This is a genomic window from Arthrobacter sp. P1_B9 (assembly GCF_056406495.1).
Genome location: NZ_JBFUAA010000004.1, coordinates 209,064 through 233,557, shown reverse-complemented (window position 1 = coordinate 233,557; position 24,494 = coordinate 209,064). Strand labels below are relative to the sequence as shown.

The following is a 24,494-nucleotide window of genomic DNA, read 5'->3' as shown; positions in this document are numbered from 1 at the left end:
CGTGACCGGATTGGATACTCTTGTCTGGTGATCGACGTAAAAGACCTCAGCGAAAATCCGGACAAGTTCCGTGCCAGCCAGCGCGCCCGAGGCGCCGACGAATCCGCGGTGGACGCGATCATCGCAGGGGACTCGGCCCGGCGGGCAGCCCTGATCCGGTTCGAGAACCTGCGGGCCGAGCAGAATGCGTACGGCAAGAAGGTCGCGCAGGCCAAGGGCGAAGAAAAGCAGGCCCTCCTCGCCGAGGTCAAGGCTCTGGCGGCCTCCGTCAAAGCGGCATCGGCCGAGGCCGATCTCGTCCAGGCCGCCCAGGACGAACTCCTCCGGACCATCCCCAACCTGATCGAGGACGGCGTCCCGGCCGGCGGTGAGGACGACTACATTGTGGTCAAGACGGTGGGCACGCCGCGCGAATTCCCCGACTTCGAGCCGAAGGACCACCTCGAGATCGGTGAGCTGATCGGGGCCATCGACATGGAACGCGGGGCGAAGGTTTCCGGTTCACGCTTCTACTTCCTGCGCGGCGTCGGCGCCCGGCTGGAAATGGCGCTGCTCCAGATGGCCATGGAACAGGCGATCGACGCCGGTTTCGTCCCCATGATCACGCCCACCCTGGTCCGCCCGGAAACCATGCAGGGCACCGGCTTTGACGTCAAGCACGACGCCGAGATCTACCGTCTCGCCGAGGACGACCTGTACCTCGTGGGCACCTCGGAGGTGGCCCTCGCCGGCTACCACGCCGACGAGATCCTGGACCTTTCGGCCGGCCCCATCCGCTATGCGGGCCAGAGCTCGTGCTACCGGCGCGAGGCGGGCTCGCACGGCAAGGACACCCGCGGCATCATCCGGGTCCACCAGTTCAACAAGGTGGAGATGTTCATCTACACCACGGTTGAGGACGCTGCCGCCGAGCACGCCCGCCTGCTGGCATGGGAAGAGGAGATGCTGGCCAAGTGCGAGCTCCCGTACCGCGTCATTGACACCGCCGCCGGCGATCTGGGCAATTCCGCGGCCCGGAAGTTTGACTGTGAGGCCTGGGTCCCCACCCAGGGCGCATACCGGGAGCTGACCTCGACGTCGAACTGCACCACGTTCCAGGCGCGCCGGCTGAACATCCGGGAACGGGTTCTGAACGAGGACGGCGCGCCCAAGGGCACGCGGGCAGTCGCCACGCTCAACGGCACCCTGGCCACCACCCGCTGGATCGTCGCCATCCTGGAGCACCACCAGAACCCCGACGGCTCCGTCAACGTCCCCGCCGCCCTGCAGAAGTACCTCGGCGGCATGACGGTCTTCCCCGTCCTCTAACCCCGATCCGACCCCAGCCAGGCCTCCGATGGCCGCCGGGTAAACGCCCACAACGGGGACATTCCGTGGGTGTTTACCGCAAGTTCACGCCTCGCTGTGGCGTGTGTCCTAGCGGCAGTCGGGGGTCTCTGCTCTACTTGTGAGATGACAACAATGACTGAATCCTCAGTCGCCGGCAACGATGACCGGCGCACCACACACCAGAACACGACAGACCAGAACACGACAGACCAGAACACGGCGGCCCCGGCCAGCGCGGCCCGGGTGGGAAACTCCCGGAACCGGGCCGGCGACAAGATGCTGATCGCCCTGGACGTCGATGGCACCCTCGTGGACCACGACGGGCACATGTCGGTTCCCGTCCGCGAGGCCGCCCAGGCCGTGGTGGCCGCAGGCCACCACGTCATGATCGCGACCGGCCGCTCGCTCAACGCCACATTGCCCGTCATCGAACACATCGGGATCGAGAACGGTTACGCCGTGTGCTCCAACGGCGGTGTGATCCTGCGCGTCGACTCCGGCCTGCCCGAGGGCTACGAAATCCTCCACAAGGCAACGTTTGACCCCGGGCCGGTCCTTCGCGCGCTGCGCAAGCGGCTGCCCTCGGCCAAGTACGCGCTCGAGGACGGGGACGGCAACTTCCTGTCCACGGAACGCTTCCAGGACGCCAGCTTCGGCGTCGAAGCGGTCGGCGTCGACTTCCAGACCATGCTGGAGGCAACCGCCGTGCGCGTGGTGGTCTTCAGCTCGGAGAATACGCCCGAAGAATTCAACACCGCGATCCGCCACATCGGGCTCGCCGGCGTCACGTATTCGGTGGGCTGGACGGCGTGGCTGGACATCGCCGCTGCCGGTGTCACGAAGGCCAGCGCACTGGAACAGCTCCGCGACCGGCTCAGCATCGAAACGCACCGCACTGTCGCCGTCGGCGACGGCCGCAATGACATCGAGATGCTGACCTGGGCGCGCCGCGGCGTGGCCATGGGCCAGGCCCCCGTTGAGGTGATTGCCGCCGCTGACGAAGTGACGAAATCGGTCTACGACGACGGCGCCGCGCACGTGCTTCGCAGCCTCCTCTAAGGCCTCAAAGGCGCGGCCGGGTCGGGCGGTTCCGGGGAGGGGCCGGGACGGCTAGCGGACGTCGAGGATGAGGCCCAGGAGCCGCGCCGCAGCGGGCCGGGCCGCGTGTTCTTCATTCCACTGGGACCGGGCCACGGCCTTGCTCACGGCCTGGGTGGTGATCCCGAGTTCCTCTGCGACCGCCTTCTGCTGACCCCGCACCCCCGGGGTGAGCAAGTCCAGTACGCGCCATTCCGCGTGGCTGCGGTCGTGCACAATGTGGCCCAGGAGGCGCAGCACGGCTTCCGCCTCTGCGGCAAGATCGGCCAGCGGACCCTCCACGGCCACCCGGACGCGGTCCTTGTGGTTCCGGAGGCGATCCACCGCGCGCCGGGCATAGATCAGCCCGTGCCCGGAGGCGTCCTTGATCTGGTTCGGCAGGGGTTCATTGACCGGGCCCACGCCAATGCCCACGTACCAGCTGCCGCTGCGCAGGGCGATCATGGCCGCTTCCACCGTCTGATGCGGACAGTCCAGGATCCCCTGGACCTCATCCTCGACGGAACGGTCGAAATCAAGGCGCGCCGGAATGTGCCGCAGGTCCTTGAGGAGCTGCGGCACGCGGTCGCCGTCGCGCCGGCTGTCGGTTTGATTGATGGTCAGCGTGAACATTCTGATGACACACTACCTGCTGGCACTTGCGGGGCAAGTTGTTGGCGGGCGTGCTGTGCCGGGGCCGTAACAGAGGCGGTTACCGGGAAGCGAGGCCGGAAAGCTGGCCGGAGGGCAGGTGGATCCAGCCTTCGGTGAGGGCCGCCGCGGCGTGCCCGGGCCCGGGCCGCAGCGTCGCGCCGACGGCGACGGCCCGCGCGGACAGGGAGGCGATGAGGGCATCGAACATGTCATCGGACGCCGCAAGATCGGCCCGGTACTCCGCCAGGTCCAGCCACGGCGCCTTCACGGCCAGGTCCGCCACCGCTGAGGACAGCATTTCCGCCTCCGGCGCCCCGCGCCCCTTGTAGCCGCGGGCATGGATCCCCCAGAGCTTCAGCGACGCCGCCGGGTACACCTCGGCAAGCCGGCCGCTGCCGTCCCTGGCCTGCGGACCGTACTCCCTTGCGATCTTCGCCTGAATCACCGCGCAACGCATCGCCGGGTGGGCCAGCCGGTCCGCGGAGACGCTGAGCGGGATCATGCCGGTGTTGCCGGTGACGAAACGGTCGGTGTCGCGGTAGGCGAGCAGCCGGCGGCCCTCGATCCCGTCATGGTCCAGCACCGGATGGGGTTCGAAGCTCAGGTGCCCGGCGATGAAGGGAAGAAACGCGTCCGGCCAGCCGAGGGGGGAATCGATCCCCGTCATGGCGCTGGTGTCGAAGAGGCGGAGGATCTCCTCGTCGCCCACGTTCAACGACAGATGCGCCAGGCGCGCCGCACCGCCATCCCATTCGATGACGGCCGCCGCCGTCTTCTTCGCGGCGGCAGCGAGGTCGACGCCGAGAGTCCGCATCACCGCGCCCCAGCCACTTGAATGACCGCCAATCGAAAAACGCCCAACAAAAACGCGGGGTCACGTACCGCCCGTTCCGGAACCCCGGATGGGCGGTACGTGACCCCGCGCTGGAGTGCAGGAACGGTCAGTGGCCGGCTGCCGGAACGTAACGCTTGATGGAGGCCGCCAGTTCGGCTTCGGCGGCGGCACGGTCGCCCCAGCCCTCGGCCTTGACCCACTTGCCCGGCTCCAGGTCCTTGTAACGGGTAAAGAAGTGCTCGATTTCCTTGATCAGGAACTCGCTGACATCGCTGATCTCTTTGATGTGGTCGAACCGGGCATCGGTCGGGACGCACAGGACCTTGGCGTCGCCGCCGCCGTCGTCGGTCATGTTGAACACGCCGATCGGGCGGGACTCGACGATCACGCCGGGGTAGAGGTCGAAGTCCTGCAGGAGCACCAGCGCGTCCAGCGGATCCCCATCCTCACCCAGGGTGTTCTCGAAGAAACCGTAGTGGGTGGGGTACTGCATCGACGTGAACAGGACGCGGTCCAGGCGGACGCGGCCGGTCTCGTGGTCGACTTCGTACTTGACGCGCGATCCCTTGGGGATCTCGATGGTCACGTCATGCTTCATGGAATGCTCCTTGACGAATTCAGGGGGTTCGCGGCACGTGCATAAGGGCTGTCGGTGCCGCCGACTACTATTGAGGATATAGCGAGAGGCGCTGGTTTCAGGAACTAGTGGGGACATTTCAGGACTAAGGACCAGCAGCAGCATGAAACCGAGAACCAGCCGCGAGGGTACCCGGCCGGCGCCCGGCATGTGTCGCAGGATGCCCGCGCTGCTGCTCCAGACCCTCCTCGTGGTGGCCGTGGCAGTGCCCGCCGGCATCGCCATCGCCCCGGCATTCCTCGGCCATGACAGGTCCTCCGACGCCTCGCAGACAGCACCGCCCTGGCAGCAGATCCCCGCAACACTGAGCCCTCCCGGCAACAGTTCGGGGGCAGTCGGGCCCCTCAGCGCTTCCGCGCCGGTTCCGGCCGGGGCACCCCTCGCCGCGCAGCTGAACCAGACCCTTAAGCCCGACGGCGCCGGCACCTTCACCGGCATCGTCCAGGACGCCGCCACGGGGCAGGTCCTCTTCGACCGGGCTGCCGACGAGGCCCGCGTTCCGGCGTCGAACATGAAGCTCCTCACAGCCGGCGCGGCCCTGCGCGTCCTGGGCCCCGACCGCCGCTTCAGCACCCGGGTGCTGGCAGGGCCGACCCCCGGCTCAGTGGTCCTGACCGGCGGGGGCGATGTCCTTCTGGGCGCCGGGGAATCGGCCCCGGGCGCCGTTCTGGGCCGCGCCGGGCTGACCACGCTCGCGAAGGCCACTATAGATGCCCTCAAAGCCGGCGGCGTCACCGGCACGGTGAACGTCCTGCTGGATGACTCCCTCTTCAGCGGCCCCTCGCTCAGCCAGGCGTGGAGCCCAGAGGACGTCGCCGCCGGGGAGATGGCCCCGCTGTACCCGCTGGCGCTGAACTCCGCGAGGTTCGATCCCGCCAAGACCACCGGACCCCGCCCGCAGGACGCCGCCATGACCGCCGCCGAGGTGTTCGCCGCCCGGCTCACGGCGGCCGCGGCGGCCGGGGGGCTGTCCGTTGCCCCCGGCGTCGCCCGGGGCCGGACCGGTGACGCGCCGGAGGGCGGGCACGCCAAAGTCCTGGCCGAGGTCCAGTCCGCCACGGTGGGGCAGCAGGTGGACATGATGCTGCAGACCTCGGACAACTACCTCGCCGAGGTGATGGGACGGATGACCGCCCTCGGCGTCGGCCGGCCCGGCAGCAGCGACGACGCCATTGCCGCCGTGCTGCAGCAGGTCAAGGACATGGGCGTTCCCACTGACTCGCTCCGGGCCGCGGACGTCTCCGGCCTTGCCCTGGCCAACCGGGTCTCGGCCCGGCAGCTCACGGACGTGGTCCGGGCCATGACCTCGGGCACAGACCCCCGGCTGCGCGCCGCCCTGAGCGGGTTCCCGGTCGCCGGGCTCACCGGCACCCTGGGGGACCGCTACACGGATGCGGCCTCGGCCGCGGGCGCCGGGCTGGTCCGCGCCAAGACGGGCACACTGAACACGGTCATTGCGCTTAGCGGTTCCGTGGTCGACGCCGACGGCCGGCTCCTGGTCTTTTCCTTCGTCGGCAACGGGCTGACCCCCGGCGCCGCGAACAAGGCCGCACTGGACCGCTCCGCCGCCGTCCTCGCCGGCTGCGGCTGCCGCTGACGGCGCCGGCCGGCCGGGACCCCGCGCCGGTCTGGCCCTTCGCGCCGGTCTGGCCCTTCGCGCCGGTCTGGCCCTTCGGCCGGGGTTCATGGAGCCCCGGCCGGTTCGCCGGTCAGCGAAAATTAAGGCGCATTGTCGGGGCCCTGTGATCTGATGGACCCCATGGAGTCCTCTGCAAGCGAGACATCAAGCGAGACATCACCCAAGACGCCGAGTGCGGCATCGGTCCAGGTCCCGGATCTCATCAACTGGGAGCTCGCCGCATCCACGGCAGCCCGGCTGACGCCGGCAGGCCCCGTCCTGGGCAGCGCCGAGATCGGCGCCGCCGTCGAAAATCTGCGGCTCATGGCGGACATTTCCGTGCCGCACGTCCACCACATCACCGGACTGGACGCCGCCCGGGACCTGCGCGACTCCGAGGTCCTCGTCGTGGACCGGGCCTCATGGGCCAAGGCCAACACGCAGAGCTTCGCCGTCATGCTCAAGCCCGCCATGGGAAAGCTGCTGGAGGGCCGTGGTTCCCTCAGCCCCGGAGCTGCCGGGGTCAGCGCGGCCATCACCGGCAGCCAGCTCGGCGCCATCCTGGCCTTCCTTTCGAGCAAAGTCCTGGGCCAGTACGATCCCTTCTCCGCGCTGGCCGAAAACTCCACGGCCCCCGCTTCCGGACGGCTGCTGCTCGTAGCGCCGAACATCATCTCCGTGGAACGCGAACTGAAAGTCGAACCCGCGGACTTCCGGCTCTGGGTCTGCCTCCACGAACAGACCCACCGGGTGCAGTTCGCCGCCGCACCGTGGTTGCGGCACCACATGCTCCAGGAGATCGAAAACCTCAGCGGACTGTTGCTGGGCAATGTCGATTCCCTGATGGAACGGGCCTCGGCGGCCGCGAAATCGCTGAAGGACCGCGCGGCACCCGGCGCCGCGCCCGGACGCGGCGCCATCCTGGACCTGCTCCAGAACCCGGAGGAAAAGGCGGCCCTGTCCCGCCTGACTGCCCTCATGAGCCTGCTCGAAGGTCACGCCAATGTGGTCATGGACGCCGTGGACGCCAGCATCGTTCCCTCGGTGAAGACCATCCGGCAACGTTTCAACGACCGCGGCCAGGACCGCGGCATGATCGAGAAATTCATCCGCAACCTGCTCGGCCTCGACGCCAAGATGCGCCAGTACAGTGACGGCGCCAAGTTCGTCCGGGAAGTGGTGGCCGCCGCCGGCATGGGAGGCTTCAACAAAGTCTGGGAGTCCGCGGACCACCTCCCCAGCGAACCCGAGATCCACGACTCCCGGCTCTGGCTCGACCGGATGGGCCTCTAGCCGCCATGACTGCCCCCGACGGCGCCGGTTCGACCTCGATTTCCAGCGGACGACGCCGGCCCGGCCGCCTCGCGCCGGTGGTCGGCACGGCACGAAAAATGCTGCAGGACGCCCTCGCCGCGGCCGGCTACCCGGACCGCGTCCTGGTTGCCTGCAGCGGCGGGCCGGACTCGCTGGCTCTCGCCGCCGTCGCCGCCTATTTCGGGCGCCGGGGCCACGTGGACGGCCATCCTGTCTCTGTCGGCGCCGTCGTCGTGGACCACCAGCTGCAGCCGGGCTCGGCCGGGGTCGCGGCCACCACGGCCCGCACCCTCGAGGAGCTCGGGCTCTCTCCCGTGACGATCCGGGCTGTCGACGTCGCCTCCAGCGGCGCGGGCCCAGAGGCCGCCGCCCGGGACGCCCGCCATGCTGCCCTTGAGGCCGCCGCGGATGAGGCAGGTGCAACCGCCATCCTGCTCGGCCACACCCTCGATGACCAGGCCGAACAAGTGCTCCTGGGCCTGGCGCGCGGGTCGGGCACCCGGTCCCTCGCCGGGATGCGGCCGGCCCGCGGCCGGCTGCTGCGCCCGTTCCTGGGCCTGCGGCGTGCGGACACCCTGGAGATCTGCCGGGTGGAGGACCTCGAGCCCTGGCACGACCCGTCCAACACCGATCCCGTGTACGCGCGTTCCCGGACCCGGGTTGAGGTGCTGCCCCTGCTGGAGGACAAGCTTGGCCCCGGCGTTGCCGAATCGCTCGCCCGCACGGCCGCGATCCTGCAGCTCGACGCCGATTACCTGGAGGACGTGGCGAACGACACGTTCGAGCGGCTGCGCCAGCAGACAGGGGAGGAGATCAGCCTTCCGGAGGCCGGGCTGAGGGACCTGGCCCCGGCCGTGAGGTTCCGGGTGATCGCCAAGGCCGCCGCCGCCGTCGGCGGTCAGCAGCCCAGCTACCAGCGGCTGCTCGCGGCGGAAGCGCTCCTGCGCCGGCAGGGATCGGCCGGCCCGGTGGAGCTTCCCGGCGCGGTCAGCGTCTACCGGCTCTCGCTCGCGCAGCTCCTTGCGGCGGAGCCGTCCGCCGCAAGTGTTCCCCGCGAAGCCGCCCGCTGTGGGAAGCTTGTATTCCGGCCTCAACAGCCGCCCCGAAATTAGTCGCACCCCGCATCTACACAGGAGCCATTGGTGGATTCAAACGACGTCCAGGCAGACCTCAAACACGTTCTCTACACCAAGGAACAGATCCAGCAACGGATCACCGAACTCGCGGCGCAGATCGACAAGGACTACGAGGGCCGCGACCTCCTGATCGTGGGCGTGCTCAAGGGCGCCGTCATGGTCATGGCGGATCTGGCCCGTGCGCTGCACACCCACGTCTCCATGGACTGGATGGCCGTGTCCTCGTACGGCTCGGGCACGCAGTCCTCAGGCGTGGTCCGCATCCTGAAGGACCTCGACACCGACCTCATGGGCAAAGACGTCCTGATCGTCGAGGACATCATCGATTCCGGCCTCACGCTGTCCTGGCTCAAGACGAACCTGGAATCCCGCGGCACGGCGTCGGTGGAAATCTGCACCGCCTTCCGCAAGCCGACGGCCGCCAAGGTTAAGATCGACGTCAAGTACGTCGGCTATGACATCCCCAACGAGTTCGTGGTGGGCTATGGCCTGGACTACGCCGAGAAGTACCGCAACCTGGACTTCGTCGGCACCCTGGCCCCGCACGTCTACGAGTAAATCGTTCACGCGATGGCAACCCCGCCCGGGCCCCGGGCGGCCGGAGGCCCGGCCCCGCTACGCCCACAGGGAACTTTTGCCCTTTGCCGTGCGTGAGGTAGTGCGACGGTGTATAGCTAGAAGCTGACGCAGCACCACACGCGCGCAGACCGGTCGCCGTGCAGCACTACCAGGAGGGACGGGGCCAGCCCCGAACAGATGAAAGCTAAGAGTTTCTTCAAGGGCCCCGGCATCTGGATTGTCGTCGTGGTGGCCATGCTGCTGCTGGCATTTGCCACGCTTGCGCCGGGCGGCGCCAGCCGGATTGACACCGACAAGGGCCTTGAGCTGCTGACAGCCGGCGGCAAGGTTGAACAGGCCAAGATTTTTGACGCCGAGAACCGGGTGGACCTGGTCCTGAAGGACAACCTTCAGGTCGACGGGCAGGACAAGGGCAAGAACGTCCAGTTCTACTTCGTCAACGCCCGCGCCCAGGACGTCGTCAAGGCCGTCACGGACTCCAAACCGTCCGGCGGCTTCACCGACCAGCCGATCGAAAACAACTGGTTCTCCGGGCTCTTCTCCCTGCTGGTGCCCGTGCTGTTGCTCGGCGTCCTGTTCTGGTTCCTGCTCTCCCGGATGCAGGGCGGCGGGTCCAAGGTGATGCAGTTCGGCAAGTCCAAGGCCAAGCTCGTCAACAAGGACATGCCCCAGGTGACCTTCAGCGATGTCGCCGGCGCCGATGAGGCCGTCGAGGAACTCGAGGAGATCAAGGAATTCCTGCAGGAACCTGCCAAGTTCCAGGCCGTTGGCGCCAAAATCCCCAAGGGCGTGCTGCTCTACGGCCCTCCGGGCACCGGCAAAACCCTCCTGGCCCGCGCGGTTGCCGGCGAGGCCGGCGTACCCTTCTTCTCCATCTCAGGCTCCGACTTCGTGGAAATGTTCGTCGGCGTGGGTGCCTCCCGTGTCCGCGACCTCTTCGAGCAGGCCAAGTCCAACGCGCCGGCGATCATCTTCGTCGATGAGATCGACGCCGTCGGCCGGCACCGCGGCGCCGGAATCGGCGGCGGCAACGACGAGCGCGAGCAGACCCTGAACCAGCTGCTGGTGGAAATGGACGGCTTCGACGTCAAGACCAACGTCATCCTGATTGCCGCCACGAACCGCCCCGACGTCCTGGACCCGGCCCTGCTGCGCCCGGGCCGCTTCGACCGGCAGATCGGGGTTGAGGCCCCCGATTTGATCGGCCGCGACCAGATCCTGCAGGTGCACGCCAAGGGCAAGCCGATGGCTGCCGGCGTCGACCTCAAGGCTGTTGCCAAGAAGACCCCCGGCTACACGGGCGCGGACCTGGCCAACGTCCTGAACGAGGCCGCCCTGCTGACGGCCCGGTCCAACGCCAACCTGATCGATGACCGCGCCCTGGACGAGGCGATCGACCGCGTCATGGCCGGCCCGCAGAAGCGCAGCCGGGTCATGAAGGAACACGAACGCAAAGTCACCGCGTACCACGAAGGCGGCCACGCCCTCGTCGCGGCTGCCCTGCGGAACTCCGCCCCGGTCACCAAGATCACCATCCTGCCCCGCGGCCGTGCCCTCGGCTACACCATGGTGGTCCCGGAAAACGACAAGTACTCCATCACCCGCAACGAACTGCTCGATCAGATGGCCTACGCCATGGGCGGCCGCGTCGCCGAGGAACTCGTCTTCCATGATCCGTCCACGGGCGCGTCGAATGACATCGAGAAGGCCACCGGGATCGCCCGGAAGATGGTCACCGAGTTCGGCATGAGCGAACGGGTCGGGTCCGTGCGCCTCGGCCAGGGCGGCGGCGAGCCGTTCCTGGGCCGCGACGCCGGCCACGAGCGCAACTACTCGGACCAGATCGCCTACATCGTCGACGAGGAAGTGCGCCGCCTGATCGACGGTGCCCATGATGAGGCCTACGCCATCCTGACCGAAAACCGGGATGTCCTGGACGAGCTGGCGCTGGAACTGCTCGAACGCGAAACACTGAACCAGGCCGAAATCGCGCAAATTTTCACCAACATCCGCAAGCGCGACTTCCGCGACGTCTGGCTCTCCAAGGAGACCCGCACGCTTCAGACCGCCGGCCCCGTGGAGTCACGCCGCGAAAAGGCGGAGCGTGAAGCCCAGGAGGAAGCCACCCACGCCCGGCTCGAAGAGCCCTTGGATGCCCAGCCCCCGCATGCCCAGGGCGTCGGCGGGCAGGAGTCCTTCCAGGGCGGTGCAACAGATATCGGGACTGATGGTCATCCCGGCTAGGCTTCTTCTGTGACTTCTAACTTCGACGACGACGTTCCCGCCCCCGCCGCTGCTTCGGCGGGGGACGGGGGAGCCCCGCATTCAAAGTCCAAAGTGGACCGCCCCAGGATCGAAGCGGCAGTACGGGAAATCCTGCTGGCGATCGGTGAGGACCCGGACCGCGGCGGCCTCCTGGACACCCCGAAGCGGGTGGCCAAGGCCTACGTGGAAATGTTCGCCGGCCTGCACCACGACCCCGCCGAGATCCTGGCCACCACCTTCGACCTCGAGCACGAGGAACTCGTGCTGGTCAAGGACATTCCGTTCTATTCCACCTGCGAGCACCACCTGGTGCCGTTCCACGGGGTGGCGCATGTGGGCTACATCCCGTCCCACGACGGCAAGGTCACGGGCCTGAGCAAGCTGGCGCGCGTGGTGGACATGTTCGCCAAGCGCCCGCAGGTCCAGGAACGCCTGACCACCCAGATCGTCGAGGCCCTCGTCACGCACCTCAATCCGCGTGGCGCGATCGTCGTCGTCGAATGTGAACACCTGTGCATGTCCATGCGGGGAATCCGCAAGCCCGGCGCCAAGACCGTCACCAGCGCAGTGCGCGGGCAACTCCATGACCCGGCCACCCGTGCCGAAGCCATGAGCCTCATACTCGGAAGGTAAGAACACAGACCATGGACTCCCTAGCTGCAGCCCCGGGCACCGGCCCCGCCACTTCGCCCCTGCCCATCCTGCGCAAACCGCGCCCGGCGGCGAAGTTCCAGGACCTGCCCACGGACCGGACGCTGGTGATGGGAATCCTCAACGTCACCCCTGATTCCTTCAGCGACGGCGGAGCCCACGCGACGGCGGACACGGCGATCGCGGCCGGGCTGCGGATGTTCTACGCCGGGGCGGACATCATCGACGTCGGCGGCGAGTCCACCCGCCCGGGTGCCACGGCAGTCGGCGCTGACGAGGAACAGCGCCGGGTCCTGCCGGTCATAGAGGCCCTGGTCAAGGCCGGCGCCCTGGTCAGCATCGACACCACCCACGCCGCGACGGCTGCCGCGGCCCTGAAGGCCGGCGCCGCGATCATCAACGACGTCTCGGGCCTGACCATGGAACCGGAAATGGCCGAACTCGCCGCCCGCACCAAGGTCCCCTACATCCTCACGCACCGCCGCGGCGACGCCAGCACCATGAACTCCCTGACGGACTACCGTGACGTCGCCGGGGAAGTCGTGACCGAGCTCGCCGGCGTCCGCGACAAGCTGTACGCCGCCGGGGTCGCGCCGGAACAGATCATTGTGGACCCGGGACTGGGCTTTGCCAAGAATGAGGGCCAGAACTGGGAGCTCCTGCAGCACCTGGATGTCCTGCAGGCCATGGGCCACAAGGTCCTCGTCGCCGGCTCACGCAAACGCTTCCTCGGCAGCCTCCTGACCGTGGCCGGCAAGGCCGCCCAGCCGGTTGAACGCGACGCCGCCACCGCCGCCATGACCGCCATCAGCGCCTTCCGCGGCGCCTGGGCTGTGCGCGTGCACGACGTCGGCGCGAGCCTGGACGCCGTCAAGGTCGCCGCCCGCATGGTTCCCCCGGCACCGGCCGGTTCCGCCCACGCCGGCACCAACTGATCCGGCCGGCACCATGGATCAGATCACGCTGAGCGGCGTCACCGCCGTCGGCCATCACGGTGTGTTCGATTTTGAGCGCCGCGACGGGCAGCCCTTCGTCGTCGACGCGGTGCTGCACCTGGACTTCAGCAAAGCGGCCGCTTCCGACGACGTCCTGGACACCGCGCATTACGGCGAGGTGGCCAACTGCATCCGGGACTGGATCACGGGTGAGCCGCTGAACCTGATCGAGGCCCTCGCGGTGCGGATTGCCGAGGACATCCTGCAGAAATTCGCCGTCGACGCCGTGGACGTCACCGTGCACAAGCCCAAGGCCCCGATCGAAGTCGACTTTGGCGACGTCGCCGTCAGCGTGCACCGGAGGCGGACGTGAGCCCGCTCTACACCCGTGCCGTGATCGCGCTCGGCAGCAACCTGGGGGAGCGCAGCGACACCCTGTCCGCCGCCGTCGCAGACCTCGTCGACCCGCCGGAGGTGCGCCTGCTGGCCATCTCGCCGATCGTCCAGACCAAGGCCGTGGGAGGCCCGCCGGACCAGCCCGACTTCCTGAACATGGTGATTGCCGTCGAGACGTCGCTGCCGCCGCGCGGGCTGCTCGAGCACTGCCACGACGTGGAGCAGAAGCATTTGCGCGTGCGCGAGGTCCGGTGGGGGCCGCGGACCCTGGACGTGGACATCATCACGTACGGGGATGTGGTCAGCTCCGATCCCGAGCTCACCCTGCCTCATCCCCGGGCCGCGGAACGGGCGTTCGTGCTCTATCCGTGGTCGCTGATCGATCCCGCTGCGGAGCTCAACGGCGAACGCGTGGGCGACCTCGCGTCGAAAGCCGCCGATTTCGCCGGCCTTGCCACCTTTGACGGCTTCCAGAACCCCGCCGCAGCGGAAGTCACTGCCACGGAGATCACCGGCGTGCCCGGTGCGGCGGAGCGGCCGTGAAGCTGACCAGCCCCCTGCTCCTGCTGGCCATCTGCGTGGTCCTGGCCGTGGCCGGCTGGTTCGCCACCATGCTCTCCGGCCGCTACGGCCTGGCCACCCCGGTGCTGCCGCTGACGGGCCTGGTGACCATGGGCGTGATCGTGGCCCTCACGCTGGTGCTGGGCATCCGCGTGCTCCGGTGGCGCAACGGCAAGAAGAAGAAAATCCTCAACCCCATCCTGGCTGCCTGGACCCTGGTCCTCGCGCAGGCCTGCGCCTACACCGGGTCGGTCCTGCTGGGCTGGCACGCGGGAATCGTGGTGGAGCAACTGCGGCTGTGGAACCTGCGCAGCAACCAGGAGATCACCTGGCAGGCCCTGGCCATGGCTGGCGGCGGACTGATCATGGTGATCGTCGGGCTCGTCGTCGAGCGGTTCTGCCGGATTCCCCCCGAGGACGGCGACGCCGAATCCCGGCCCGGCGTGCAGGGAAAGCGCAGCAAGCCCTCGGCGGAAGGCGAATATGCCTACCGAAGCGATTGATCCTCCGGGCATCGACTGGCTCCGGGTCTCCCCGAAGTACGTCACGGTGCGCCTCGCGGGATGGGCGCTGGGAACCCTGGTCGCGATGGCCCTGCTGTCGCTTCCCCTAATCCTGGTGCTGACCGGCGGGTGGACCTGGCTGCCTGTCTGGCTGGCCGTCGCCCTGCCCGCTGTCGCGCTGCTGCTGGCCCTGTGGCGGCTCGCGCTGATTCCCCGGCAGGTGCGCTCGATCGGCTACGCCGAGCGTGATGATGACCTCCTGATCCGGCGCGGCATTTTCTTCCAGCGCACGCTCGTGGTTCCTTACGGGCGGATGCAGTACGTCGACATCGCGGTGGGCCCGGTCGAACGCCAGCTGGGCCTGTGCACACTGAAACTGCACACCGCGGCCGCCGCGACCAGCGCCGAGATTCCCGGGCTGCCCGCGAGCGAAGGCGCCCGGCTCCGCGAACAACTGTCCGCCCGCGGCGAAGCCCGGCTGGCCGGGCTGTGACGGGAAGGCCGTGACGGGATGGCGCTGACACCGGAGGATGCCGGGCGCGCCGCCGACGGAACCGCCGTCGGCTCCGGTATCGAAGGAACTGCCGACGCCGGCTGGCTGCGCGTGCACCCCGCGTCGCCCTTTGTCCGCGGCTGGGTGGCGCTGGCTGCACTGCTGTTCTTTTTTGGACGCGACAGTTTCGAACGGTTCCTGCAGGGCGGCCCGCTCTTCGACGAGCGGCTGGCCGGACGGGCGCCCTGGCTGCTGCTCGGCGGCGGCGCCCTGATTCTGCTGACCGTTCTCGGCTACGTCCTGAGCTGGTACTTCACCCGCTACCAGGTGGCCGGCGGCTACGTGCGCGTCAACACCGGTTTCCTGTTCAAGCAGCAGCGGCAGGCCAGGCTGGACCGGGTGCAGGCGATCGACGTCGTGCAACCCCTGCTGGCACGGATCTTCGGACTGGCTGAATTGCGGTTCGAAGTCGCCGACGCCGGCCAGTCCGCGGTGCGCCTGGCGTACCTGCGCGCGGACGAGGCCCGGCAGCTCCGCGCGACAATCCTGGCCCGAGCCTCCGGTGCCGCGGGCGGGACGCCGGCGCGGGAGCCGGGAGACCCGGAGTCCGGAGAGCCGGCGGCCGCCGCCGTGGAAGCCCCCGAACAGGCCGTGCTCACCGTGCCGCCGCCGCGCCTGGTGGGCTCGCTGCTCCTGAGCGAACAAAGTGTCGTGATCCTGGCTGGCGGCATTGCCTCGGTGATGCTCTCCGCCGTCACGGAAAACCGGAACTTCACGGTCTTCCTGATCCCAGCCGCAATCGGGCTCATCGCCTCCTACTGGTCCTCGTTCAACAAGGGCTACAACTTCACCGCCGCCATTTCCCCGGACGGCATCCGGCTGCGCTACGGCCTGCTGGACACGCAGGCGCAGACCGTTCCGCCGGGCAGGATCCAGGCGCTGAAGGTCAGCCAGCCGCCGCTGTGGCGGATGTTCGGCTGGTACCGGATCCAGGTCAACGTGGCCGGCTACGGCCTGGCCGGCAGCGCCGGCGAAGGATCGGCCCGGACAACGCTGCTTCCGGTGGGATATCTTGGCGACGTCATGGACATCCTCTCCCTGGTGCTCCCGGATCCCGGGACCCAGGACCCGGTGGGGCTGTTCACCGCGGGGATCACCGGCCTCGCGGACCCTGCCGGGACCCCGGGCAGCCCAGCAGGGAAGGCCGCCGACGGCGGCTTCGTCACCAGCCCGCGCCGGGCCCGGTTCCTGGCGCCGCTGGGCTGGCGCCGCAACGGCTTCGCGGCAACGGAGACCGCCCTGCTCCTGAGGTCGGGCCGCTGGTGGCGGAACTTCGTGGTGGTGCCGCACCAGCGCACCCAGTCCATGGCGCTCCAGCAGGGCCCGCTCGCCCGGCGGTTCCGGGTGGCCGACCTGGTCCTGCACACCACGGCGGGTCCGGTGGCCCCGCGGCTCATCCAGGCCGGCCTCGACGAAGCCCGGGCCCTGTTCGATGCCCAGTCGGCCCGTGCCCGTGCCGCGCGCAAGCACCAGAAGAGCGAACACTGGCTGGAGCCGGCGGCCCAGCCGGCCGCACCACCCGCAGAAGGCCACCAGGAAGGCCCGCATCATGGCTAAACCAGGACGCCTCGGCGTCGGAATTATTGGCGCGGGGAAGGCCGGCGCCGTCCTGGGGGCGGCGCTGCGCGGAGCCGAGCACGCCGTCATCGGGGCGTCCGCCGTTTCGGACGCCAGCAAAGAACGCGTCGAAACGCTCCTGCCCGGCGTCCCGATCCTGGACGTGCAGGACATCGTGGAGCGGGCCGAACTGGTCCTGCTCGCCGTCCCGGACGATGCCCTGGGCCCGCTGGTGAACGGATTGGCCAAGCTCGGCGCCTGGCAGCCAGGCCAGCTCGTGGCGCACACCTCCGGGCGCTTCGGCGTCGGGATCCTGCATCCGGTCCGCGCCGCCGGTGCCGTGCCGCTCGCGCTGCACCCGGCCATGACGTTCACGGGCATGAGCCTGGACCTCACCAGGCTCCTGGACTGCACCTTCGGCGTCACGGCCGACGCCGCGATGCTGCCGATCGCCCAGGCACTCGTCGTCGAAATGGGCGCCGAGCCCGTCGTGATCGCCGAGGCCGACCGCGTCCTCTACCACGCTGCCCTCGCGCACGGCTCCAACCACCTGGTCACGCTCGTGGCGCAGGCCTCGCAGCTGCTCCGCGACGTCGGCGTCGAGGCCCCGGACCGGATGCTGGGCCCGCTGCTGCGCGCCACCCTCGAGAACGCCCTCGCCTCCGGCGAAACGGCCCTGACCGGGCCCGTGGCCCGCGGCGACACCGGCACGGTGGCCGCGCACGCCGGCGCCCTCCGCGAGTACGACGGCGGCGCCGCCGGCGATATTCTTGAGGCGTACCTGGCCATGGCCCGGGCGACAGCCCGCCGGGCAGGAAGCCGCGGACTGCTGAAGCCGGAACAACTCGACGGCATCGAACAGGCGCTCGGCGGCCCCGGCCAGAACGGGACGCCCGCCCCGGAAGGACCCTGACATGGCAATCCAACTCGTCACCACTGCTGCCCAGCTCCGCGCCGCAAGCGCCCGGCTGCTGGCACAGAAAGGCGGCACGTCCCAGGGCCTCGTGCCCACCATGGGCGCCCTGCACGAGGGACATGCCCAGCTGGCCCGGACGGCCGTCGCCCAGAACGACGTCGTGGCGGCCACCATCTTCGTCAACCCGCTTCAGTTTGGCGAGGCCGCGGACCTCGAACGCTACCCCCGGACGCTCGACGCCGACCTCGCGCTGCTCGACGCCGAAGGGGTGGACCTGGCGTTCGCGCCGGGTGTTGAGGAGGTCTACCCCGGCGGGGCACCCCTCGTGCGGATCACGGCGGGACCCCTGGGCGAAAAATGGGAAGGCGCGTCCCGGCCAGGGCACTTCGACGGCGCGCTGACCGTCGTCGCGAAACTGCTCCACTACGGCATCCCTGGGGCCGGCGTGCCCGGTGGCGGCCAGCCCGCGTACCGCGCCTATTTCGGCCAGAAGGACGCGCAGCAGCTGGCCCTGGTCCAGCGCATGGTGGCTGACCTGAATTTTCCCGTGGAGATCGTGCCGGTGCCCATTGTGCGCTCGGCCGACGGCTTGGCGCTGTCCAGCCGCAACCGCTTCCTCTCCGAAGACCAGCGCGAGGCGGCCCTGGTGCTCTCCCGCGCACTGCGGCTCATCGAGGAGCGCGCCAACGCCCATGAGCCGCTGGACATCGAATCGGCGCAGACCCTCGTCCGGTCCCAGCCGCTCGTGGAGCTGGACTATTTCGAGGTAGTGGATCCGCGCACCCTCGAGCCCCTCGCGGAGAACTGCCGGGACACCCCGTTCCGCGGCGAGGGGCTGGCGATTATCGCCGCCACGGTCGGCCCCGTCCGCCTCATCGACAACGTGCCCCTGAATTCCTAGCCCCAGCCCCACCACAAAGCAACGCGGGGCCAGATACGGCCCATGCCGCCGCCCGTCATGGGCCGTAACTGACCCCGCGTTGCTTTCGCGGTGACGGGAATGCCCCCGGGCCCTAGACTGTTGGAACCTGCAGCAGCGCCGACGCTCGCCGGACCCACACCAAACTCCCTGAGGGAATTCCCATGTCAACAGACGTCTCTTCCAACGCCTCTGGCGATCCCGCACCGGGCGGTGCCCCCGCCGTCGCCGGATCGGCCACCCCGGCCGCGCCGGCCGCATCCAGCGCGCCCACTGCGCCGGCAAAGATGCCCCGGGAGTCCGTGGCCATCATCGCCACGCTGCTGGTGGCCACCTTCGTCGTGATCCTCAACGAGACCATCATGAACGTGGCCCTGCAACGGCTGATGGTGGACCTGAACATCGATGCGCCCACCGTGCAATGGCTGTCCACCGGTTTCATGCTCACCATGGCCGTCGTGATCCCCACCACCGGATTCATCCTGCAGCGGCTGACCACCCGTGCCGTGTTCATGCTGGCCATGGGACTGTTCTCCGGCGGCACCCTGCTGGCCGCCCTCGCGCCGGGCTTCGAAGTCCTGCTGCTGGCCCGCATCGTCCAGGCCGGCGGCACCGCCATCATGCTGCCGCTCCTGATGACCACCATCCTCACGCTCGTGCCGCTGGAGCGCCGCGGCGCTGTCATGGGCAACGTCAGCATCGCCATTTCGGTTGCGCCGGCACTCGGCCCGACAGTTTCCGGCCTGATCCTCCAGCATTTTTCCTGGCGGTTCATGTTCGTCTTCGTGCTGCCGATCGCCCTAGCCGCGCTGGCCATCGGGGCCAGGTACCTGACCAACATCGGTGAGACCGAGAAAACCAGGCTCGATGCCCTCTCCGTGGTGCTCACGGTCCCCGCCTTCGGCGGCCTGGTGTACGGCTTGAGCCAGATCGGCGGCGGCCAGGCCGGCTCCCGCACCCCCGCCGTGGTGGCACTGGCCGTTGGCGTGCTGGCCCTGGCAGCGTTCGTTCTGCGCCAGCTGAAGCTGCAGAAGACCGGCGGCCCCCTGCTGGACCTGCGCGCCTTCACCTTCCGGATGTTCACCGTATCGGTGCTGCTGCTGGTCGTGGCCATGATCGCGCTCTTCGGCGCGGTGATCCTGCTGCCGTTGTACCTGCAGGAGATCCGCGGCCTGACGTCCCTCGAGACCGGCCTGGTGCTGCTGCCCGGCGGCCTCGCCATGGGCCTGCTGGGGCCCTTCATCGGCCGCGTATTCGACAGGGTCGGGCCCCTCCCACTGACAGTGACGGGCTCGATCATGATGGTGCTGTCCCTCTGGCAGTTCTCCATGCTGGACGCCACGTCGCCGCTGGGGTGGATCATCGCCCTGCACGTGGCACTGAGCCTGGGCCTGGCGCTGCTGTTCACCCCCGCCTTCACGACCGGGCTGAACCCGCTGCCGCCGCACCTGTACTCCCACGGCTCGGCCATCATGAGCACACTGCAGCAGGTGGCCGGTGCCGCCGGCACGGCGCTGCTGGTCTCGATCTACGCTTTCGTGGCCGTTGCCTCGGGCATGGTCGCCGGCATGCATGCTGCCTTCCTGACGGCGGCCGTCATAGCCATCGCCGCCGTCGTGCTGTCCACCATGATGCGCAAAACCGAAGGCGCGGCACACCCGGCCGCCCACTAGCTGCAATTAACAAACAACGCGGGGTCACTTAGCGCCGGTCTGGACCTCCGGAATGGGCGCTACGTGACCCCGCGTTGCTTGTAGGGCGTTGCGTGTTGCGGGTCAGCCTGCGTAAAACGCGCTGAGCTCGGCGATCAGCTTGTCCGGCGCCTTGTTGACACCGTCATGTCCCATGCCGGGCAGGATTGTGTAGCTGGAGCCGGAGAGGACATCGTGGATCTGGGCGCAGGCCACCCCGAAATAGGCCGGGCTCTTCTCGCCCACGATGATCAGCGTTTCCAGCGGCAGTTCCAGGAAGGGTTCGGCCGGCATGTCCGCGGCGATGATCGCCTTGATCTCGCGGACGCCGGTCTGCATGAGGTCGCGCAGCTGCTTGCCGATCGGGGTGCCAGCCGAAAGCTTGTTCGCCAGCGTCAGCATGGACAGCGGCATCCGGGACAGGGCGCTGCCGGTCTCCAGGCCCTTGAGCAGGACGGCGAGGGCGCGGTCGTCGTCGCCGGCTGCGGTCGCCCGCTCGTATTCGGGCGTCCAGTCCGCCGTGACGCTGTGGTTGACGGACACGGCGGGGTCGTACACGGCCAGCCGTTCCACCGGCAGGGTGCGGGCCGCGTGCAGGGCCACTGCCCCGCCGAAGCTGTGGCCGAAGACGTCCGTGCTGGCGGTGTGCTTCATGACGGCGTCGAGGTCGTGGATGTCCACGTCGAGGGTGTAATCCTCAGGCTGCGGGGAGGACGAGCCGCGGCCGCGACGGTTGAAGGTGTGCACCGGCCGCCCCAGTGACGCGCTGAGTTTCTGCGCGAAACGGGTGTAGTCGGCGGCCGTCACCATCGAGGCCGGCACGACGACGATGCCCGAACCCGCCGAGGCGAGCTCGGCGCCCGTGCTCAAAAGCTCGATCGTTCCGCCGTTGGGGGTTCTGATGTTCTCGCGGGTCATGCTCCGAGCCTAGCCGAGGCCACGCCCCAGTGCAGTAAGCCGCGGTGCACTATGGCGCCAGTCAAGTAGGGCGCAGTCCACTATGACCGCAGTCCAGTATGACCGCAGTTCAGTTGTGGTCCCGTCGCAGTGGCGCTGCATGATCGCGCCGGCGCTAGTTGCCCAGCCGGCCGCCGGAGACCTCGAGGTAGCAGGCGCCGCAGAGCGACTCGTACCAGACGTCCTGGCCATCGATCGCAACCTGGTTCCCGTCGAACACCACGTGGTCCCCGATCCGGCGCGTGTTGAAGATGGCCTTCCGTCCGCAGCGGCAGATGGTCTTGAGCTCTTCGAGGGTGTGCGCGATCTCCAGCAGGCGCAGGGAACCGGGGAACGCGCGGGTCCGGAAGTCGGTGCGGATGCCGTAGGCGAGGACGGGGACGTTGTCCAGGACCGCGATGCGGAAGAGGTCGTCCACCTGCTCCGGTTCCAGGAACTGGGCCTCGTCCACCAGCAGGCAGGCCACCGGCGGGGTGTCCACGTGCTGCAGCAGGGCGTCGGGATCGTCGCCGTGGGCCTGGGCGGTGAACAGGTCGCGGGCCGACGCGCCGGCGGGGATCAGGAAGTCCACCGAACGGGTCATGCCCAGGCGGGACACGACGTCGGAGTCGCCCTTGGTGTCCACGTCCGGCTTGGCCAGCAGGACCCGCTGGCCGCGTTCCTCATAGTTGAAGGCCGCCTGCAGAAGCCCCGTAGATTTGCCGGAGTTCATGGCGCCGTAGCGGAAGTAGAGCTTGGCCAAGGGGGTCCTTTCGAAAGGGTCGCCCCCGATTCTAGCGGTCGGTCGCGTCGCAGCCCTCAGCGGCCGGGCCCACTGCGCCGCCACCGGGCCGGCACGCCCGCGGCTGCAAGGCTGCCGGCCAGGCTGACGGGCGGCGGGGTCGCTGCCCCGGGCCCGCCGTGGAGGAACCGGGCCGTGCGGAGGGCCAGCCGGCTTCCCGGCCGGATGGGGCCTTCGTGGAGCTGCCCTGGGACCACGGCGAAGCTGACCGCGGGGACGGCGTCGGCAAGCTGGTGGCTCGTGTCGGCGAAGTAGCCGGGGCTCCAGCCGCCGCTGAGCATGAGGGTGGGGGTGGTGATGGCGGCAAAATCCTCGAGTTCGGCGTCGGCATCCAGTACCGCGCGCATCTCGGCGACGGCCGTGGGCAGCAGTTGCCGCATTTCGGCGCCGAGCCTGGTCCGGGCCGAGAGGATGCTGAGCATGCGCAGCGCGCCCAAGGGCAGCATGGACACCGGGCCGGCCGTCTCCAGGCCTTGCACCAAATGCGCCCAGGCGTGGTCGAGTTCGCCGGCAGCCACGGACCTTTCCAGTTCGGGCCGCCAGCGCTGGGTGAGGTTCCCGGAGAGGCTCACGGCGGCGTCGTAAGTCACCATCCTGCGGATCGGCAGGCGCCGGGCGGCCTCGAGGGCCACGAACCCGCCATAGCTGTGGGCCACGACGTCGCTGGCGCCGGTCTCGCGGAGCACGGTTGCCAGGTCGGCCACCTCGGTGGCGGCGGAATAGTCGGCTGGCTGGTGCGAGGAACCTGCGCGTCCGCGGCGGTTGTAGCAGTGCACCGGCTGGTCCAGCAGCCGGCAAAGTTTTCGGGCAAAGGACCGGTAGAGCGCATCGGTGATCAGGGTCCCGTGCACGACGACGACGCCGGATCCTTCGCCGCGGGACGCCACGGCGGCGTCGGACGCGGCTGTTCTGCCCGGTGCGTGCCCCGCCGGGCGGATGGTGTGCAGCTCAAGGTGTCCCTTGCCGTCGTCGGTCCTCACTGTCCATGTCTCCACAACTTCGAGTCTATTCCCGCACCCCGTCCGCCTGGCTGCCGCCCGGGCAGAACCGGGCCGGGACCTTCCCGGACGCAAATCGACGGTAAACTTGGGGATTGTGACTTCCCAAAACACCCCCACCCCGAACAACGCCGCCGAGCCGCATGATGCCAGCGAACAGACCCGCATCCGCATGGAGAAGCGCGCGAAGCTGATCGAACGCGGCGTCGAGGCATATCCGGTGGGTGTCGAACGCACGCACTCGCTCACGGAAATCCGGGAGAAATACGCCTACCTGCAGGCCGATGAAACAACTGGCGACGCCGTTGGCGTGACCGGCCGCATCGTCTTCATCCGCAACACGGGCAAACTCTGCTTCGCCACCCTCCAGGAGGGCGGCCTGGACGGGAAGGCCGTGCGGCTGCAGGTCATGCTGAGCCTGGCCAACATCGGTGAGGAGGCGCTCGCGGAGTGGAAGTCTCTCGTGGACCTCGGCGATCACGTCTTCATCAAGGGCGAGGTCATTTCCTCACGCCGCGGCGAACTCTCCGTCATGGCGGATTCCTGGACCATGGCCTCGAAGGCGCTGCGCCCGCTGCCCGTGCTGCACGCCGGGCTGAACGAAGAAACGCGTGTCCGCCAGCGCTACGTGGACCTCATTGTCCGAGACGAAGCCCGCGAGATGGTGTACACCCGCGCCGCGATCACCCGCTCCATCCGCGAAACCCTGCACCGCCAGGGCTACGTTGAGGTGGAAACCCCCATGCTGCAGCTGGTTCACGGCGGCGCCACGGCCCGTCCCTTCGAGACGCATATGAACGCCTTCGACCAGAAGATGACGCTGCGCATCGCTACCGAGCTCTACCTCAAGCGCACGGTGGTCGGCGGGATCGACCGCGTCTACGACATGGGCCGGGTCTTCCGCAACGAGGGCGTGGACTCCACGCACAGCCCCGAGTTCACCACCCTGGAGTCCTACGAGGCGTGGGCGGACCAGTTCGTCATGGCGGACCGGATCAAGGAGATCATCCTGGACGCCGCCGACGCCGCCGGTGTGGGCCGCGTGCTGCAGACCGAAGCCGGGGAGATCAACCTCGACGGCGAATGGACCTGGCTGGCGGTCTACCCGGGACTGTCCGACTTCGTGGGCCAGGAAGTAACCCCCGACACCCCGGTTGCCGAGCTGCTGGAGCTGGCTGCCAAGCACGAGGTCAAGGTCGACGCCGCCTGGGAAGCCGAGAAGCTCGTCGTCGAACTCTTCGGTGAACTGGTGGAGCCGACGTTGCTCAACCCCACGTTCGTCTACGACTATCCGCCGTCCGCGCAGCCGCTGGCCCGCCAGCACCGCGAAGACGGCCGCCTGATCGAGGCCTGGGACCTCATCATCGGCGGCATGGAGCGGGGCACGGCGTTCTCCGAACTGATCGACCCGGTCATCCAGCGCGAACGCCTCACCGAACAGTCCCGCCGTTCCGCCGCGGGTGACGTGGAGGCAATGCAGCTGGACGAAGACTTCCTCCGTGCGCTCGAGTATGGCGCGCCGCCCATGGGCGGGATCGGCCTCGGCATCGACCGGCTCGTGATGCTCTTCACCGGAGCCGGCATCCGCGAAACGATCCTCTTCCCCCTGTTGAAGCCCGAAGGACACTGAGC

The 24,494-nt window shown here is 68.8% G+C and carries 24 protein-coding genes; 18 read left to right on the top strand and 6 right to left on the bottom strand.

The window, feature by feature from the left end; translation table 11 throughout:
• Positions 1-27: 27 nt before the first annotated feature.
• Complete coding sequence (gene serS / locus AC1D1A_RS08275; protein ID WP_476886759.1) at positions 28-1,308, top strand: serine--tRNA ligase; 1,281 nt, start codon at positions 28-30, stop codon at positions 1,306-1,308.
• A 144-nt stretch (positions 1,309-1,452) separates the two neighbouring features.
• Positions 1,453-2,388 (top strand): HAD family hydrolase, encoded by a 936-nt coding sequence (locus AC1D1A_RS08270; RefSeq protein WP_476849918.1) that lies wholly within the window; start codon positions 1,453-1,455, stop codon positions 2,386-2,388.
• Between the two features lie 51 nt (positions 2,389-2,439).
• Here AC1D1A_RS08270 and AC1D1A_RS08265 read toward each other — a convergent pair whose 3' ends face one another.
• From AC1D1A_RS08265 to AC1D1A_RS08255, 3 genes are all read right to left on the bottom strand, one after another.
• Positions 2,440-3,039: a hypothetical protein gene (locus tag AC1D1A_RS08265; protein WP_223915353.1), complete on the bottom strand. Its 600-nt coding sequence runs from the start codon at positions 3,037-3,039 to the stop codon at positions 2,440-2,442.
• 79 nt (positions 3,040-3,118) lie between these two features.
• Positions 3,119-3,874 (bottom strand): DUF429 domain-containing protein, encoded by a 756-nt coding sequence (locus AC1D1A_RS08260; protein WP_476873316.1) that lies wholly within the window; start codon positions 3,872-3,874, stop codon positions 3,119-3,121.
• A 127-nt stretch (positions 3,875-4,001) separates the two neighbouring features.
• Complete coding sequence (locus AC1D1A_RS08255) at positions 4,002-4,493, bottom strand: inorganic diphosphatase (protein WP_018774943.1); 492 nt, start codon at positions 4,491-4,493, stop codon at positions 4,002-4,004.
• A gap of 142 nt (positions 4,494-4,635) precedes the next feature.
• On the opposite strand from AC1D1A_RS08255, the gene dacB reads away from it, so the two are divergent.
• The 15 genes from dacB (at position 4,636) to AC1D1A_RS08180 (ending at position 20,108) form a co-directional block, all read left to right on the top strand.
• Complete coding sequence (gene dacB, locus AC1D1A_RS08250; RefSeq protein WP_476870205.1) at positions 4,636-6,129, top strand: D-alanyl-D-alanine carboxypeptidase/D-alanyl-D-alanine endopeptidase; 1,494 nt, start codon at positions 4,636-4,638, stop codon at positions 6,127-6,129.
• A 153-nt stretch (positions 6,130-6,282) separates the two neighbouring features.
• Positions 6,283-7,443 (top strand): zinc-dependent metalloprotease, encoded by a 1,161-nt coding sequence (locus AC1D1A_RS08245; RefSeq protein ID WP_476849915.1) that lies wholly within the window; start codon positions 6,283-6,285, stop codon positions 7,441-7,443.
• Positions 7,444-7,541: 98 nt separating this feature from the next.
• Positions 7,542-8,576: a tRNA lysidine(34) synthetase TilS gene (gene tilS / locus AC1D1A_RS08240; protein ID WP_476947547.1), complete on the top strand. Its 1,035-nt coding sequence runs from the start codon at positions 7,542-7,544 to the stop codon at positions 8,574-8,576.
• A 30-nt stretch (positions 8,577-8,606) separates the two neighbouring features.
• The gene (gene hpt, locus AC1D1A_RS08235; RefSeq protein WP_018774939.1) at positions 8,607-9,158 is read left to right on the top strand and encodes a hypoxanthine phosphoribosyltransferase; all 552 of its coding nucleotides are present in this window, start codon (positions 8,607-8,609) and stop codon (positions 9,156-9,158) included.
• Between the two features lie 198 nt (positions 9,159-9,356).
• Positions 9,357-11,423 (top strand): ATP-dependent zinc metalloprotease FtsH, encoded by a 2,067-nt coding sequence (gene ftsH, locus AC1D1A_RS08230; protein ID WP_223914706.1) that lies wholly within the window; start codon positions 9,357-9,359, stop codon positions 11,421-11,423.
• Positions 11,424-11,432: 9 nt separating this feature from the next.
• Positions 11,433-12,077 (top strand): GTP cyclohydrolase I FolE, encoded by a 645-nt coding sequence (folE, locus tag AC1D1A_RS08225; protein WP_476947495.1) that lies wholly within the window; start codon positions 11,433-11,435, stop codon positions 12,075-12,077.
• Between the two features lie 11 nt (positions 12,078-12,088).
• Complete coding sequence (gene folP, locus AC1D1A_RS08220) at positions 12,089-13,030, top strand: dihydropteroate synthase (RefSeq protein WP_230007205.1); 942 nt, start codon at positions 12,089-12,091, stop codon at positions 13,028-13,030.
• A gap of 13 nt (positions 13,031-13,043) precedes the next feature.
• Positions 13,044-13,403 carry a dihydroneopterin aldolase gene (gene folB / locus AC1D1A_RS08215; RefSeq protein ID WP_230007206.1) on the top strand — a complete coding sequence of 120 codons (360 nt, stop codon included), beginning with the start codon at positions 13,044-13,046 and terminating at the stop codon, positions 13,401-13,403.
• Positions 13,400-13,969: a 2-amino-4-hydroxy-6-hydroxymethyldihydropteridine diphosphokinase gene (gene folK / locus AC1D1A_RS08210; protein WP_230007207.1), complete on the top strand. Its 570-nt coding sequence runs from the start codon at positions 13,400-13,402 to the stop codon at positions 13,967-13,969. Before folB ends, folK begins: the two co-directional genes overlap by 4 nt.
• Positions 13,966-14,490 (top strand): DUF3180 domain-containing protein, encoded by a 525-nt coding sequence (locus AC1D1A_RS08205; RefSeq protein ID WP_223914701.1) that lies wholly within the window; start codon positions 13,966-13,968, stop codon positions 14,488-14,490. Before folK ends, AC1D1A_RS08205 begins: the two co-directional genes overlap by 4 nt.
• Entirely contained in the window at positions 14,471-14,983 is a 513-nt protein-coding gene (locus AC1D1A_RS08200; RefSeq protein ID WP_476947494.1) for a PH domain-containing protein, read from the top strand. The genes AC1D1A_RS08205 and AC1D1A_RS08200 overlap by 20 nt, the downstream gene beginning before the upstream one ends.
• A gap of 18 nt (positions 14,984-15,001) precedes the next feature.
• Positions 15,002-16,600 carry a PH domain-containing protein gene (locus AC1D1A_RS08195; protein ID WP_476947493.1) on the top strand — a complete coding sequence of 533 codons (1,599 nt, stop codon included), beginning with the start codon at positions 15,002-15,004 and terminating at the stop codon, positions 16,598-16,600.
• Positions 16,593-17,513 carry a Rossmann-like and DUF2520 domain-containing protein gene (locus AC1D1A_RS08190; protein ID WP_476947492.1) on the top strand — a complete coding sequence of 307 codons (921 nt, stop codon included), beginning with the start codon at positions 16,593-16,595 and terminating at the stop codon, positions 17,511-17,513. Before AC1D1A_RS08195 ends, AC1D1A_RS08190 begins: the two co-directional genes overlap by 8 nt.
• Before the next feature lies 1 nt (position 17,514).
• Positions 17,515-18,417 carry a pantoate--beta-alanine ligase gene (gene panC / locus AC1D1A_RS08185; protein WP_476947491.1) on the top strand — a complete coding sequence of 301 codons (903 nt, stop codon included), beginning with the start codon at positions 17,515-17,517 and terminating at the stop codon, positions 18,415-18,417.
• A gap of 182 nt (positions 18,418-18,599) precedes the next feature.
• The gene (locus AC1D1A_RS08180; RefSeq protein WP_476947490.1) at positions 18,600-20,108 is read left to right on the top strand and encodes an MDR family MFS transporter; all 1,509 of its coding nucleotides are present in this window, start codon (positions 18,600-18,602) and stop codon (positions 20,106-20,108) included.
• 102 nt (positions 20,109-20,210) lie between these two features.
• Here the strand turns inward: AC1D1A_RS08180 and AC1D1A_RS08175 are convergent, their stop codons facing one another.
• The 3 genes from AC1D1A_RS08175 to AC1D1A_RS08165 all read right to left on the bottom strand — a co-directional run bounded on the left by AC1D1A_RS08175 (position 20,211) and on the right by AC1D1A_RS08165 (position 22,859).
• Entirely contained in the window at positions 20,211-21,044 is an 834-nt protein-coding gene (locus tag AC1D1A_RS08175) for an alpha/beta fold hydrolase (protein WP_028276921.1), read from the bottom strand.
• A 154-nt stretch (positions 21,045-21,198) separates the two neighbouring features.
• A complete protein-coding gene (locus AC1D1A_RS08170) occupies positions 21,199-21,825 on the bottom strand; it encodes a thymidine kinase (RefSeq protein WP_028276920.1) in 627 nt (208 codons plus the stop codon).
• A 56-nt stretch (positions 21,826-21,881) separates the two neighbouring features.
• Positions 21,882-22,859, bottom strand: coding sequence for an alpha/beta fold hydrolase (locus AC1D1A_RS08165; RefSeq protein WP_459383604.1), 978 nt, complete (start codon positions 22,857-22,859; stop codon positions 21,882-21,884).
• A gap of 100 nt (positions 22,860-22,959) precedes the next feature.
• Here AC1D1A_RS08165 and lysS point away from each other — a divergent pair, with 100 nt between their 5' ends.
• Complete coding sequence (gene lysS, locus AC1D1A_RS08160; RefSeq protein ID WP_223914694.1) at positions 22,960-24,492, top strand: lysine--tRNA ligase; 1,533 nt, start codon at positions 22,960-22,962, stop codon at positions 24,490-24,492.
• Positions 24,493-24,494: the final 2 nt, after the last annotated feature.

What these genes read in the sequence shown, in the direction of transcription:
- AC1D1A_RS08265 (WP_223915353.1), bottom strand. Translation starts at nt 3,039, where the DNA reads ATGTTCACGCTGACCATCAATCAAACCGACAGCCGGCGCGACGGCGAC.
- folP (WP_230007205.1), top strand. Translation starts at nt 12,089, where the DNA reads ATGGACTCCCTAGCTGCAGCCCCGGGCACCGGCCCCGCCACTTCGCCC.
- AC1D1A_RS08190 (WP_476947492.1), top strand. Translation starts at nt 16,593, where the DNA reads ATGGCTAAACCAGGACGCCTCGGCGTCGGAATTATTGGCGCGGGGAAG.
- AC1D1A_RS08200 (WP_476947494.1), top strand. Translation starts at nt 14,471, where the DNA reads ATGCCTACCGAAGCGATTGATCCTCCGGGCATCGACTGGCTCCGGGTC.
- AC1D1A_RS08270 (WP_476849918.1), top strand. Translation starts at nt 1,453, where the DNA reads ATGACAACAATGACTGAATCCTCAGTCGCCGGCAACGATGACCGGCGC.
- AC1D1A_RS08260 (WP_476873316.1), bottom strand. Translation starts at nt 3,874, where the DNA reads ATGCGGACTCTCGGCGTCGACCTCGCTGCCGCCGCGAAGAAGACGGCG.
- AC1D1A_RS08195 (WP_476947493.1), top strand. Translation starts at nt 15,002, where the DNA reads ATGGCGCTGACACCGGAGGATGCCGGGCGCGCCGCCGACGGAACCGCC.
- panC (WP_476947491.1), top strand. Translation starts at nt 17,515, where the DNA reads ATGGCAATCCAACTCGTCACCACTGCTGCCCAGCTCCGCGCCGCAAGC.
- AC1D1A_RS08175 (WP_028276921.1), bottom strand. Translation starts at nt 21,044, where the DNA reads ATGACCCGCGAGAACATCAGAACCCCCAACGGCGGAACGATCGAGCTT.
- AC1D1A_RS08255 (WP_018774943.1), bottom strand. Translation starts at nt 4,493, where the DNA reads ATGAAGCATGACGTGACCATCGAGATCCCCAAGGGATCGCGCGTCAAG.
- AC1D1A_RS08180 (WP_476947490.1), top strand. Translation starts at nt 18,600, where the DNA reads ATGTCAACAGACGTCTCTTCCAACGCCTCTGGCGATCCCGCACCGGGC.
- dacB (WP_476870205.1), top strand. Translation starts at nt 4,636, where the DNA reads ATGAAACCGAGAACCAGCCGCGAGGGTACCCGGCCGGCGCCCGGCATG.
- AC1D1A_RS08245 (WP_476849915.1), top strand. Translation starts at nt 6,283, where the DNA reads ATGGACCCCATGGAGTCCTCTGCAAGCGAGACATCAAGCGAGACATCA.
- folB (WP_230007206.1), top strand. Translation starts at nt 13,044, where the DNA reads ATGGATCAGATCACGCTGAGCGGCGTCACCGCCGTCGGCCATCACGGT.
- tilS (WP_476947547.1), top strand. Translation starts at nt 7,542, where the DNA reads ATGCTGCAGGACGCCCTCGCCGCGGCCGGCTACCCGGACCGCGTCCTG.
- ftsH (WP_223914706.1), top strand. Translation starts at nt 9,357, where the DNA reads ATGAAAGCTAAGAGTTTCTTCAAGGGCCCCGGCATCTGGATTGTCGTC.